The following is a 12,545-nucleotide window of genomic DNA, read 5'->3' on the forward strand; positions in this document are numbered from 1 at the left end:
TTCTGTTCTCTAACCAAAACGTCCGGTAATGTAATCTTCGGTCTGCTTGTTGACCGGGTTGGTGAAGAGCTGGTCGGTCTGGTCGAATTCGACGATTTCACCCTGGTAGAAAAAAGCGGTGTAATCGGAAATTCGGGCCGCCTGCTGCATGTTGTTGGTGACGATAACAATGGTGTAGCGCTCCTTGAGCTCGTTGATCAACTCCTCGATGCGGGCCGTGGCAACCGGATCGATCGCCGAGGTCGGCTCATCCATCAACAGTACCTCCGGCTCAACGGCGATGGCGCGGGCGATGCAGAGCCGCTGCTGCTGACCACCGGAGAGGGCCGTGCCCGGCTTGTTGAGCTTGTCCTTCACATCGTCCCAGAGCGCCGCCTGGCGGAGCGCCTGTTCGACCCGGTCCTGCAGTTCTCCCTTATTGACCTGGTAGTGCTGCTTGACGCCGTAGGCAACATTATCGAAGACACTCATCGGAAACGGTGTCGGTTTCTGGAAGATCATCCCGACCTTGCGCCGCAGCTCAAGTGGATCGCAATCACCGGTCAAGATATTCTCGCCGTCAAGCAGGACTTCACCGGTGACCCGTTGACCTCGGTAGAGCTCATAGATGCGGTTGTAGGTTCGCAAGTGGGTCGACTTGCCGCAGCCGGAAGGGCCGATAATGGCAGTCACCCTTTTGGCCGCGACCTTAAGATCATTGTCAAACAGCGCCTGCTGCTCATCGTAATAGAAATTGAGCCCTTTGGTCGCGATCTTGATCTCTTCGCCGGCCAGCACGTATTCCCGGCTCACCGGTGGAGCATTGGCCGTGTCGGCGAATTCACGTTTGATGGTTGCAGTTGCTTGCATAGCTAGTGTCCTGTGCGGTTAGTCCGCAATTGAAATTTTGAGATTTTTTTATTGTTGTCAAGGCGCGAATGCGCAGGCCTGGCTTTAGCCAAACCAAGTTTTCGCAACGCCGGCAACGGCGAAAAGGGCCGAAATTTATTGATGGATCTAACCGTACGGGTCACTACTTACTCCTGTACCAGAGGATGGTTCGTGTCAGTATTGTGGTGCCGAGGACGCTGGCCGCTATCAGCAGCGAAGCGCCCCAGGCGAGGGTCTGCCAGTCGTCGTAAGGCGACATGGCGTAATTGTAGATGGTGACTGTCAGGTTGGCGGTCGGCTCGTTCACCGACGACGGCCAGTACGGGCTGTTGAGGGCGGTGAAGAGTAGCGGCGCCGTTTCGCCGCTGACCCGGGCGACCGCGAGCAGGGTCCCGGTAAGCAGGCCTGACCTGGCGGCCCGGAAAACAACGCCGAGGGTCGCCTTCCAGCGTGGTACCCCGAGCGCCAGGGCCGCCTCGCGCAGGGCCGAGGGAACCAGCACCAGCATATCCTCGGTCGTGCGGGCGACGACCGGCAGCATGATGATCGCAAGAGCGACCGCACCGGCCAGTCCGGAAAAGTGTCCGGTTGTCGAAACCATGATCACGAAGACGAAAACACCGATAATAATCGACGGTGTTCCCATCAGCAGGTTGGCGCCGAAGCGGACCGCTTCGGCGAGCTTCGACTCATTACCGAACTCGGCCAGCCAGATGCCGGCGGCGAGGCCAACCGGTACACCGATCAACACCGCCAGAAAGGTAATATAGAGGGTGCCGAAAATCGCGTTGGCGAGTCCGCCGCCCGGTAGCCCCGGAGGCGCCGGCAGCTCGGTGAAAAATTCCCAGTTGATCGCCGCCGCCCCTTTGAGCATAACGGTCCCGAGAATCCAGCCGAGCATGGCGATACCGAATATGGCGGCAGCACCGCTGAACAGTCGAACCGCAAGATCGATCAGTTTGCGTTTTTGGATATTTCTCGGCTTCATCGTACAGCCCCCAGCCTTTTTGCCGTGCGGCGCAGCCACCAGCGCGCAATAACCTGCAGCACCAGGGTCAGCCCGAACAGCACCAGCCCGAGCTCGATCAGCGCCGCCAGGTAAATCTCGTCGGCCGCCTCGGTGAACTCATTGGCGAGAGTCGAAGCGATTGAATTGGCGGCCGAGAAGAGCGACGCCGAAATTTCGTGGCTGTTGCCGATCACAAAGGTCACGGCCATGGTTTCGCCGATGGCACGGCCGAGGCCGAGAAAACAGGCGCCGACCACCCCCTGAATACCGTACGGGATAGTCACCTTGCGCGTCACTTCCCAGGTTGTGCTCCCCATGCCATAGGCCGATTCCTTGACGACACTCGGCACCATCTGGAAAACATCGCGGGTGACCGAAGTAATGAACGGCAGGATCATCAGCGCCAGGATAATGCCGGCGCAGAGCATGCCGATCCCCATTGGCGGCCCCGCGAACAGGGGGAAACCGGGGGCGATGGCAGCAAGTGCCGGCTGAACATGATCGGCGAGGAACGGCGCGAAGACGAACAGGCCCCACATGCCGTAGATGATACTCGGGATCGCTGCCAGCAGCTCAATCGCCCCGCCGACGACGCGGCCGAGGGCCGGCGGGGCGAGCTCGACCAGAAAAAGTGCTATCACCATCGCCAGCGGCACGGCGATAACCATGGCAATCAGGGTCGAGACCAGAGTGCCGTAAACACTGCTCAATGCCCCGTACTCATGCGTGTAAGGGTTCCATTCCGAGGACGTGAGAAAACCGGCACCGAATTTTTCCAGTGACGGAAATGCACCGTGGGTCAAAGTCAGCAGGATGCCGATGACCGTGATCAGAATGAGCAAGCTTCCGCTGAGCGTTGCCCAGCGGAAGATCGGATCCAGCTTGTTGTTCGTCTGTTTAAGCATACCGTCCTATTTCCAGACCGGGTTTCCTCCGGCCTTGATCTCATTGCTCCACTTGCTCTGGACCAGCTTGACCACTTTCGGCGGCATCGGCACGTAGTGCAGCTTCTCGGCCGTCGGTCCACCGTTGGCGTAGCACCAGTCGAAGAAGTCGAGAACCGCCTTGATCGTCGCCGCGTCCTTCTGATCCTTGTGCACCAGGATGAAGGAGGCGCCGGTGATCGGCCAGCTGATCTTGCCCGGCTGGTCGGTCAGCACCAGGTAAAACCCGGGAGCCTTGGCCCATTCGGCGTTGGCAGCAGCCGCCTGGAATGTTTCGCTGGTCGGCGCAACGAAGCCACCGTCACGGTTTTTGAGTAAGGCGTAGGTCAGCTTGTTCTGCAGGGCATAGGCATACTCGACGTAGCCGATGGCGCCCTTGATCCTCTGGACGTAGGCCGCCACCCCTTCGTTCCCCTTGCCGCCAACCCCGGCCGGCCACTTGACCGACTTGGCATTACCGACCTTCTCTTTCCAGGACGGGGAAACCTTGCTCAGATAATTAGTGAAGATCCAGGTGGTGCCGGAACCGTCGGCCCGGTGGACAACTGTGATCGCCGTATCAGGCAGTTTAACGCCGGCGTTGGCTGCAGCGATTTCCGGATCGTTCCATTTGGTGATTTCGCCGAGGAAGATCCCGGAAAGGGTTTCGGCGGTCAGTTTGATACCCCCAGGCTTGATGCCCGGGAGGTTGACCACGGGAACGACGCCGCCCATGACCATCGGAAACTGCAGCAACCCTTCCTTTTCCAGCTTGTCGCTGGTCAGCGGTGCGTCGGAAGCACCAAAGTCGACTGTTTTGGCTGTGATCTGCTTGATGCCGCCACCGGAGCCGATCGACTGGTAGTTGAGCTTGACCCCGGTTTCCTTGTTGTACAGGTAAGCCCACTGGCCATATACCGGGTACGGGAAGGTGGCGCCGGCGCCGTTGATCGTGGGCCCGGCGATGGCAACGCCGCTGAAGACGGCCAGGGTGAATAGTGTGACCAGGATCGCTGTAATGTTTTTCGTCAGTTGGTATAACATTCTCTCTTCTCCTTTTTTTGTTCCATCGTTTGCACCAGAGAATGCCGCTGAAATGTTAGGCCCTTGTTAGTGGCCTGTAAAAGTTTGATGAAATAATCGGATCAAGAGAAGATATGTGCGGAAAGAAGCAACAGGAGGATATGTCAGGTTTTTTCGTCGAAGCAGGTTGTCGGGCTATTTGAAGTCCGCTGTGAACAAGTCACCGGCCAACAACAGTGCCGATAGCGGTGGTCAGTGTTGCGAGATCATCATCGCTGATGACGTAGGGGGGCATCACGTAAACAAGTTTGCCGAACGGCCGCACCCAGACACCACGTTCGACGAACGCCTGCTGGATTGATGCCATGTCGACCGGCTGTTTCATTTCGACCACGCCGATCGCCCCGAGCACCCGAACCTCCTCAACCTGCGGCAATCCCTGGCAGGGGGCAAGGCCTTCCCGTAAACCATTTTCAATCCGGGCGAGATTGTCCTGCCATTCGGAATCGCGCAACATCCGGATCGAGGCAACCGCCGCACTGCAGGCGAGCGGATTCCCCATAAAGGTCGGACCGTGCATGAAGACTCCCGGCTCCTTCGACGAAATGGTCTCGCCGATTTCGGCCGTGGCGAGCACGGCGGCCAGGGTCATCATGCCGCCGGTCAGCGCCTTGCCGAGGCAGAGGATATCGGGGCTGACCCCGGCATGTTCACAGGCGAAGAGCTTGCCGCTGCGGCCGAAGCCGGTGGCGATCTCGTCGGCGATCAGCAGCACGTCGAACTCACTGCAGAGCTGCCGCACCTGGCGCAGGTACTCCGGGTGATAAAAACGCATACCGCCGGCTCCCTGAACTATCGGCTCGAGGATAACGGCGCAGAGTTCGGCGTGGTGTTGCGTGATCAGCTTCCGGAACGAATCAATATCGGCCGGGTCCCAGGCACCGCCGAAACGACAATTCGGCCTCTCGGCAAAAAAGTATTCCGGCAGGACGCCGCGGTAGATGCCGTGCATGCCGGTCTCCGGATCGCAAACCGCCATGGCGTGAAAGGTATCTCCGTGGTAGCCGGAGCGGATGGTCAGAAAACGGTTCTTGCCCTGCCGGTCGCGGGCGTACTGATACTGCATCGCCATCTTCATCGCCACCTCGACGGCGACGGAACCGGAATCGCAGAGAAAAACCTTGTCGAGCCCGGCAGGTGTCATCTCAACCAGCAGCCGGCCGAGTTCAACCGCCGGCTCGTGGGTCAGGCCGCCGAACATGACATGCGCCATCCGGTCGACCTGCTCCTTGAGAGCCGTGGTCAGCACCGGGTGATTATAGCCATGAATTGCCGACCACCACGAGGCCATGCCGTCGATCAGTTCGCGGCCGTCAGCCAGCTTGATCCGAACCCCGGAAACCGATTCGACCGGATAGACCGGCAAAGGGCTGGTCATCGAGGTATAAGGATGCCAAAGATGTTCCCGATCAAAAGCGAGCAGACTATCTGTTTTTTTATCGTCAGTGATCTTCATTTGTATTCCCATCAGGGTATCAGCCTAAAGAATTATTACCGGAATGACAAGTGCCAACCAAGTAACCTGCCGTAGATTTAATTAAACTAAAATTTGACTCTGTACCTTCAAGGCTGTATGGTTATTGAATCTCTGGGCGACGTTCTTTCCTGAGCGTTTCGATCCCAAGACCCGCAACGAGTACGGAGCTGGTAGCAATTACCAGCCGAGACTCTCTTTCAGGGCAGCACTGGATTCCGATGAACCGTCGGTATTCCGGGTGCGGGTGGCCCTGTCCTAACAAAGATCAAATATTAATCTTGGCACGGATTACCTGTGCTTTTTATTGAACCGTGCCATTGCATGCAGGGCGAACCTGTAATTGCACGATACCAGATGAGCCAGCCTTGTCTGAATTGAAGTTATTGTTTGTTGAGGAAAGGATCACTAATCAAAATGGAACAGGAAGTCAAAATCAGGGTTGAAGGTCTCTACAAGATTTTCGGCCCTCATCCAAAAAAAGCTTTAACGTTACTGGGTGAAGGGCTCGACAAGGAAGCGATCTTTGAAAAGACCGAAACCACTGTCGGCGTACAGGATGCCAGCTTTGATATCATGAAAGGTGAAATTTTCGTCATCATGGGTCTCTCCGGCTCCGGCAAATCGACGATGGTCCGGATGCTCAACCGGTTGATCGAACCGACAGCGGGCAAGGTCCTGATCGATGATGAAAATATCGTCGAAATGGGTGATGAAGAGCTGGTCAAGCTACGCCGCGCCAAGCTGAGCATGGTCTTCCAGTCGTTCGCGCTCATGCCGCACATGACCGTCCTGGAAAATGCCGCCTTCGGCCTCGAAATGGACGGAGTCGATAAGGAGACCCGTAATCAACGGGCCATGGCAGCACTGGAACAGGTCGGACTCGACCCCTGGGCCGACAGCAAACCGAACGAACTTTCCGGTGGCATGCAGCAGCGGGTCGGTCTGGCTCGCGGTCTGGCGGTCGATCCCGATATCCTGCTGATGGATGAAGCCTTCTCGGCGCTTGATCCGTTGATACGGACCGAAATGCAGGACGAGTTGCTGAAACTGCAGTCGAAGTCGAAGCGAACAATCGTCTTTATCTCGCACGATCTCGATGAGGCAATGCGCATCGGTGATCGCATTGCCATCATGGAAGGCGGCAGCGTCGTCCAGGTCGGTACGCCAGAAGAAATCCTGCAGAACCCGGCCGACGATTACGTCCGCGCTTTCTTCCGCGGCGTCGATCCGACCAATATACTGACCGCCGGCGATATCGCCAGCGATACCCAGGTTACTATCCCGATCACCGACGGCAAAAACCCCCGTGCGGCCCTGCAACGCCTGATCAAGAATGACCGGGATTACGGTTATGTGCTTGACAGCGAACGATGCTTCAAGGGAATCGTCTCGACCGACACCCTGCGGGATGTCATCGAGTCGGACAAGCTGATCAGCGATGCTTATCTCGATGATGTGATCACGGCCAATGCCAGTGATTCGATGCAGGACATCCTGCCTGAAGTGGCAAGCCATAGCTGGGCCGTGCCTATCCTTGATGACGATGGCAAGTTTCTTGGCGCAATTTCAAAGAACCTGTTCCTGAAAACCCTGCATCGCAGCCAGGATGACCTGGATGAAATTGAACCTGCAAGCAACGGAGAAAAATAACCGATGAATTTTTTTAATTTTGAAGAAAAACAAATACCACTGGACGACTGGGTTCAGTCTTTTGTCGACTGGCTGGTCTATAATCACCGTGATATTTTCCAGGCCATCAAAACCCCGATTGAACTATGCCTGAAAGGATTTGAGTGGGTTTTCACCACGTTGCCGCCGATTGCTGTCATCCTTTTTTTTGTTGCTATAGCCTGGTACTATGCGGGCAAACGGGTGGCAATATTCTCGTTGATCACTCTGGTTCTGGTCGGTTATCTCGGACTCTGGGAAGATACCATGATCACCCTGGCGATGGTTGTCAGTTCGGTCTTTTTCTGCGCTATTGTCGGTATCCCCCTCGGCATCATGTCGGGGCGCAGCGATCGCTTTGAACTGTTCCTCCGCCCGGCGCTTGATGCCATGCAGACCATTCCGCCATTCGTTTACCTTGTGCCGGTGGTCATGCTGTTCAGTATCGGCACTGTCTCGGGGATCCTGGCCACCATCGTTTTTGCTCTGCCGCCGATTGTTAGCCTGACCAGTCTCGGCATTCGCCAGGTCCATCCGGAGTTGATCGAGGCTTCGCTCGCTTTCGGGGCGACCCCCTGGCAGGTACTACGCAAGGTTCAATTTCCACTGGCTCTGCCGTCAATTATGGCTGGCCTCAACCAGACTCTGATGATGGCCCTCTCAATGGTCGTCATCGCCGCCCTGATCGGCGCCGGCGGCCTCGGCAACCCGGTGGTCCAGGGATTGAATACCCTGGAAATCGGATTGGCGACCATCGGCGGTATTGCGATTGTGTTGCTCGCCATGATGTTGGATCGGATTACACAAAGTTTCGGGCAACAATAAACAATCAACTGAGTCTTGCCGCCATCATTGAATTTGGACTGGCAAGACTCCCTCAATCAAAAAGGAGAAACACATGAAACGCTTGCTTATGGTCTTGATTATGCTCTCTCTGGCGCTTCCAGCGGTTGCCGCCCATCACAAACCGGGAGACGGGGTAACGGTAAAACCGGCCCGTGCCACCTGGAACACCGGGTATTTCAATGAAGCGCTGGTCCGCGAAGCCCTGACCGAACTTGGTTACGAAGTCGAAGACGTCAAGGAATTACAGAACCCTCTTTTTTATCAGTCGGTCACTCTTGGCGATGTTGATTATTGGGCGAACGGCTGGTTCCCGATGCATAATGACCAGACTCCGAAACAGTTCGAAAGCCGTGCCACTCCAATCGGTGATCTGATGAAGGCCGGCGGGCTTCAAGGCTACCTCGTCTCAAAGAAGGCCGTCGAAAAATTCAACATCAAGTCTCTTGACGATTTTAAACGAGATGACGTGAAAAAGGCATTTGACTCCAATGGCGATGGCAAAGCTGATCTGATCGCCTGCCCTCCGGGCTGGGGATGTGAGAAGGTCATTTCGCACCATATGGATGTTTATGGCCTCGAAGATCACATCAATCCGATCAAAGCCGGTTATTCAGCCAGCATGGCCGATGGTCTTGCCCGTTATAAAAACGGTCAACCGGTATTCTTTTATACCTGGGCTCCAAACTGGACGATTCACAAACTGAAGCCGGGCACCGATGTCATGTGGATTAATGTTCCGGAAATCAACCCAACACCGGCCCAAAAAAACTCCACAGAGCAGATGGTTCAAAGTGGTGTGACCGGAGCGGTCTCGGATCCGATCAAGCTCGGATTTGTTGTCGCCGATATCAGGATCGTTGCCAACAAGAAATTTTTAAAAGAAAATCCGGCGGCGGCCAAGTTATTTGAAATCATGAAACTTGACCTTGCCGATGTGAATGCGCAGAACACCAGAATGCAGGAAGGTGAAAAATCGGCAGAAGACATTCAAAAACATGTCAAGGAATGGATCAGTAAAAATCAGGAGACATGGAATTCCTGGCTTGATGCAGCCCGCAAGGCAGCGATGTAAATATCATCAACACGAAAAGAGAGGGGCGGGCTCGGCCCGCCCCTTTTTTATTTAACTGGCCATGCTCTTTCTGATTATCTCGATCCCGCTCAGCATCCTCTGTGCCTACCTCGCCTACCTGACGTTCCGGATCAAAAAGAGGCGTCTCGCTTTGGGGTTGACCATTATTTCCATATTTTCTTCAATATTTTCGCTCGGCATTATCACCGGCTTTCATTTTATCTTCAGTAATCTCAACCTTAAGTAAATAGTTGAAATCCGGTCTCATTTGCATTCATACCAGCACCTGTGTTAGTATCGCTCAGTTGATGGCGGCGTTCTCCTTCCGAACGTTCCGACCATAGACCCGCAAATGAGGTGGACCGTTTATGCCCCGGGCAAAAACGGGACGAACCCTCTCTCAACAGGGCAGCACTGGATCCTGACGCTCCGTCTCGATACCGGGTGCGGGTGGCCCTGCCAAGAACCAGAAACCAATAATTAATATTAACAGGCACGTTGCGCCTGAACTTGTCAATCTTCGCAGCATATATGCTGTCGAGTCCGTTTTCTTATCTGCAAAACGTACCTGTTTACAAAACGTACCTGTTTATTTTGAACGATGAGCAGGATTTTCTGTGCATCTAACCGAAACACTTTAAGGAGACGTAATGAATCAAGAATGGCAGAGCCAGCTTAAAAACTTTGTCAATACGGTTGACCGATTAAAGGAGCATATCGACCTTACTCCCGAGGAAGACATGGTCCTCAGGACCACTCAAACAACCTGGGGGACAACTCCTTATTTTGCATCGCTGATGGACCGCGATGATCCGAACTGCCCGATCCGCCGGCAGGTCGTTCCGTCACGACTTGAAGAACGCAACAAGTATGGAATGGATGACTACCTGGTCTGGAAAGAGAATCGGGCGACCGAAGAAAAACGGCCCGACAGCATTGCCCGCCAGTACAAGGACCGGGTTGCCTTCACGGTTACCCAGACCTGCGGTATCTACTGCCGCCACTGCTTCCGCAAGGAGCTGGTCGTCGACGGCGACCTCAAGCTCGACTTCAATGTTGACCAGGGTCTTGAGTGGATCGCCGAGCATCCGGAGGTACGTGATGTCCTGATTACCGGCGGTGATCCGTTTCTGCTCTCCGATGAACAGCTGGAATACCTGATCCGCAAGCTGCGTGAGTTACCACATATCGAAATGATCCGTTTCGGGACCCGGCTGCCGATTGTCCTGCCGCAACGGATCACCCCGGGGCTCAAAAAAGTCCTCGGCGAATATCACCGCGTACCGATCTGGATCAACACCCAGTGCAATCATCCGAAGGAGATTACCGATGAGACCGCCAGGGCGGTATTTGACCTGCTCTCCTGCGGGGTTAATGTCGGCAACCAGGCGGTTCTCCTTAAGGGAATTAACGATGATGTCGAAACCTTCCGCAATCTGCATCAGAAACTGCTGCAGGTCCGTATCCGGCCCTATTATGTCTTCTATTGCGAAGCAGCACCCGGTATTGACCATTTCCGAACTCCGGTCGAAAAAGGTTCGGAATTGATCCGAGACGCCCTGCGTGGCCATACCACCGGCCTTGCCCAGCCGATGCATGTCGTGGCAACAAATATCGGCAAAATCCCACTGATGCCCGATTACTACATCGAAGGCTCGGACGATGAACAATATACATTACGCAACCATAAAGGCGAACAAACCTTCTTACCAAAAGTTTGATCCTGTTTTTTAAATCAGGAAAGGAGAGATTGCATGAACAAGCCAGAAGTGACAACGGTGTCCGGCTGGCGGGAATGGCTCAGGCTGCCAGATATCGGAATTCCGGGACTCGTAGCGATTATCGATACCGGCTCCGAGAGTTCCACCTTACAGACTTCGTTCATCGAGCACTATCGTCAGGGCGGCGACCTCTGGGTCCGTTTTGGCGTCAACCCGCTGCCGCACAGGGATGAAGTCCGGATTGTCAGCCAGGCCCCGGTAAAAAAACATATAGCCCTGCAGAATTCCGAGCACCACGATGAGAATCTTTTTGTGATCGAGTCGACCGTGACCCTGGGCGCAAAAAGCATTGTCACCGAAGTTGTCCTGAACCCGTCGCAGAACGAGCCCTTCTCTTTCCACCTTGGCCGCAACGCCCTGCAGGGGTTCGGATATCTGATCGATCCGACAAAAGAGCATCAGTTGGGAATTTTAAATGAATCTCTCTACAGCAATCAGCTCAAGGCGGGCTGAACGGAATATTAAGCTCCAGCGCGGAAAGACGAGTTCTTAAAACCTTAAAGTTGCAAAAACGACCCGATGGACAAGGCGATGCGCCTTATCAAACGGAAACAACTTCGCAGATTGAAAAGATACGCATAACAGTAAATGAACAGGAAAGGCTAACAATGTATTCAACAAATACTGCAAAAATAACAGAATCAGAATGGCTCGATATCAACTGGAAAGATGAGCTCAAAAAGAATATCACCTCGGTGGAGCAGCTTGAAAGCTACCTGCCGCTGAGCCCGGAAGAGAAAAAGAACCTGCAAAAGGTTGCCGATCGGCATCCGATGAATATTCCACGTTATTACCTGGACCTGATTGACCCGAACTACCCGGATGATCCGATCCGCAAGCTGGCCGTGCCGTCGATTGACGAAATGATTTTGGCCGGCGACATGGGTGCGACCACCGGTGACCCGTACGGCGATGACAAGCATGACAAGGGCAACGGGATCCTGCACAAATACCCCTACACCGCCCTCGTTGTCGCCACCGAGTACTGTTCGATGTACTGTCGTCACTGCTTCCGCAAGCGGATGGTCGGACTTCCCAATGACCAGACCGTCAAGAGCTTTCAGAAGGCCACTGAGTATATTGCCGAGCATACCGAGATCAAGAATGTCGTCATGTCGGGCGGCGACCCGCTGTTGCTGCCAACCGACGCGCTGCGTAAAATGCTCGATTCCCTGCGCGATATCGATCATCTCAATTACGTCCGGATCGGCTCCCGGGCTCCCGTCGTTTTTCCGATGCGACTCTTCGAGGACGGACTGATTGAACTGCTCGAAGACTTCAACCGGGACAAGCCGCTGTATGTCCCGACCCACTTCAATCATCCGAATGAAATCACACCGGAAGCGGCCGAAGCGGTCAAGCGCTTGCGCAGTGCCGGAGTCACGGTCAACAATCAGGCGGTGCTGCTGAGCGGCGTCAACGATACAGTGGAAGCACTGACCGAACTGATGGACGGCCTGTTGAAGATCGGGGTCAACCCTTACTACCTCTACCAATGCATGCCGGTCGAGCGCGTCCGTCACCATTTTCAGGTACCCCTTAAAAAGGGTGTTGACCTGGTCGATGACGCCCGCCGCCTGATGGACGGTTACGCCAAGCGTTTCAAGTACATCATCGGCCACGACATCGGCAAGCTTGAAATCTGTGGTCGGGTTGACGACAAGCTGATCCTGAAACAGCTGCATGCCCGGCCCGGTCACCAGGAAGAATCGTCCCGAATTCTGATTCGTCAGCTTAATGAAAAAGGGGGATGGCTCGATGACCTTGAAGAGATCAAGTTATAAAAGTAGATGCCGTAACTTGATTATTTGATAAC

At 54.7% G+C, this 12,545-nt stretch carries 12 protein-coding genes; 7 read left to right on the forward strand and 5 right to left on the reverse strand.

Annotated elements, in window-relative coordinates; genetic code table 11:
* Positions 1 to 9: 9 nt before the first annotated feature.
* From C0623_09030 to C0623_09050, 5 genes are all read right to left on the reverse strand, one after another.
* Positions 10 to 849 (reverse strand): phosphate ABC transporter ATP-binding protein, encoded by an 840-nt coding sequence (locus tag C0623_09030; GenBank protein ID PLX99629.1) that lies wholly within the window; start codon positions 847 to 849, stop codon positions 10 to 12.
* Positions 850 to 1,012: 163 nt separating this feature from the next.
* Positions 1,013 to 1,858 carry a phosphate ABC transporter, permease protein PstA gene (pstA, locus tag C0623_09035; GenBank protein ID PLX99630.1) on the reverse strand — a complete coding sequence of 282 codons (846 nt, stop codon included), beginning with the start codon at positions 1,856 to 1,858 and terminating at the stop codon, positions 1,013 to 1,015.
* Complete coding sequence (gene pstC, locus C0623_09040) at positions 1,855 to 2,784, reverse strand: phosphate ABC transporter permease subunit PstC (protein PLX99631.1); 930 nt, start codon at positions 2,782 to 2,784, stop codon at positions 1,855 to 1,857. The genes pstA and pstC overlap by 4 nt, the downstream gene beginning before the upstream one ends.
* A 6-nt stretch (positions 2,785 to 2,790) precedes the next feature.
* Positions 2,791 to 3,846: a phosphate ABC transporter substrate-binding protein PstS gene (locus tag C0623_09045; GenBank protein ID PLX99632.1), complete on the reverse strand. Its 1,056-nt coding sequence runs from the start codon at positions 3,844 to 3,846 to the stop codon at positions 2,791 to 2,793.
* A gap of 199 nt (positions 3,847 to 4,045) precedes the next feature.
* Positions 4,046 to 5,341: an adenosylmethionine--8-amino-7-oxononanoate transaminase gene (locus C0623_09050; protein ID PLX99633.1), complete on the reverse strand. Its 1,296-nt coding sequence runs from the start codon at positions 5,339 to 5,341 to the stop codon at positions 4,046 to 4,048.
* A 435-nt stretch (positions 5,342 to 5,776) separates the two neighbouring features.
* On the opposite strand from C0623_09050, the gene C0623_09055 reads away from it, so the two are divergent.
* The 7 genes from C0623_09055 to C0623_09085 all read left to right on the forward strand — a co-directional run bounded on the left by C0623_09055 (position 5,777) and on the right by C0623_09085 (position 12,513).
* A complete protein-coding gene (locus tag C0623_09055) occupies positions 5,777 to 7,012 on the forward strand; it encodes a proline/glycine betaine ABC transporter ATP-binding protein ProV (GenBank protein PLX99634.1) in 1,236 nt (411 codons plus the stop codon).
* A gap of 3 nt (positions 7,013 to 7,015) precedes the next feature.
* Positions 7,016 to 7,855, forward strand: a complete 840-nt coding sequence (locus C0623_09060) for a glycine/betaine ABC transporter permease (GenBank protein ID PLX99635.1) — start codon at positions 7,016 to 7,018, stop codon at positions 7,853 to 7,855.
* Positions 7,856 to 7,928: 73 nt separating this feature from the next.
* The gene (locus C0623_09065) at positions 7,929 to 8,948 is read left to right on the forward strand and encodes a proline/glycine betaine ABC transporter substrate-binding protein ProX (protein PLX99636.1); all 1,020 of its coding nucleotides are present in this window, start codon (positions 7,929 to 7,931) and stop codon (positions 8,946 to 8,948) included.
* 61 nt (positions 8,949 to 9,009) lie between these two features.
* Positions 9,010 to 9,195, forward strand: coding sequence for a hypothetical protein (locus C0623_09070; GenBank protein ID PLX99637.1), 186 nt, complete (start codon positions 9,010 to 9,012; stop codon positions 9,193 to 9,195).
* Between the two features lie 403 nt (positions 9,196 to 9,598).
* Complete coding sequence (locus C0623_09075) at positions 9,599 to 10,669, forward strand: KamA family radical SAM protein (protein ID PLX99638.1); 1,071 nt, start codon at positions 9,599 to 9,601, stop codon at positions 10,667 to 10,669.
* Between the two features lie 33 nt (positions 10,670 to 10,702).
* The gene (locus C0623_09080) at positions 10,703 to 11,182 is read left to right on the forward strand and encodes an ATP-dependent zinc protease (protein ID PLX99639.1); all 480 of its coding nucleotides are present in this window, start codon (positions 10,703 to 10,705) and stop codon (positions 11,180 to 11,182) included.
* A gap of 155 nt (positions 11,183 to 11,337) precedes the next feature.
* Positions 11,338 to 12,513: a KamA family radical SAM protein gene (locus tag C0623_09085; GenBank protein PLX99640.1), complete on the forward strand. Its 1,176-nt coding sequence runs from the start codon at positions 11,338 to 11,340 to the stop codon at positions 12,511 to 12,513.
* Positions 12,514 to 12,545 lie beyond the last annotated feature (32 nt).

This window comes from Desulfuromonas sp., from assembly GCA_002869615.1.
Classification (GTDB): Bacteria; Desulfobacterota; Desulfuromonadia; order Desulfuromonadales; family UBA2294; genus BM707.

Excerpts from the sequence above, each read along its gene's own strand:
- C0623_09030 (PLX99629.1), bottom strand. The coding sequence starts at position 849 with ATGCAAGCAACTGCAACCATCAAACGTGAATTCGCCGACACGGCCAAT.
- pstA (PLX99630.1), bottom strand. The coding sequence starts at position 1,858 with ATGAAGCCGAGAAATATCCAAAAACGCAAACTGATCGATCTTGCGGTT.
- pstC (PLX99631.1), bottom strand. The coding sequence starts at position 2,784 with ATGCTTAAACAGACGAACAACAAGCTGGATCCGATCTTCCGCTGGGCA.
- C0623_09045 (PLX99632.1), bottom strand. The coding sequence starts at position 3,846 with ATGTTATACCAACTGACGAAAAACATTACAGCGATCCTGGTCACACTA.
- C0623_09050 (PLX99633.1), bottom strand. The coding sequence starts at position 5,341 with ATGAAGATCACTGACGATAAAAAAACAGATAGTCTGCTCGCTTTTGAT.
- C0623_09055 (PLX99634.1), top strand. The coding sequence starts at position 5,777 with ATGGAACAGGAAGTCAAAATCAGGGTTGAAGGTCTCTACAAGATTTTC.
- C0623_09060 (PLX99635.1), top strand. The coding sequence starts at position 7,016 with ATGAATTTTTTTAATTTTGAAGAAAAACAAATACCACTGGACGACTGG.
- C0623_09065 (PLX99636.1), top strand. The coding sequence starts at position 7,929 with ATGAAACGCTTGCTTATGGTCTTGATTATGCTCTCTCTGGCGCTTCCA.
- C0623_09070 (PLX99637.1), top strand. The coding sequence starts at position 9,010 with ATGCTCTTTCTGATTATCTCGATCCCGCTCAGCATCCTCTGTGCCTAC.
- C0623_09075 (PLX99638.1), top strand. The coding sequence starts at position 9,599 with ATGAATCAAGAATGGCAGAGCCAGCTTAAAAACTTTGTCAATACGGTT.
- C0623_09080 (PLX99639.1), top strand. The coding sequence starts at position 10,703 with ATGAACAAGCCAGAAGTGACAACGGTGTCCGGCTGGCGGGAATGGCTC.
- C0623_09085 (PLX99640.1), top strand. The coding sequence starts at position 11,338 with ATGTATTCAACAAATACTGCAAAAATAACAGAATCAGAATGGCTCGAT.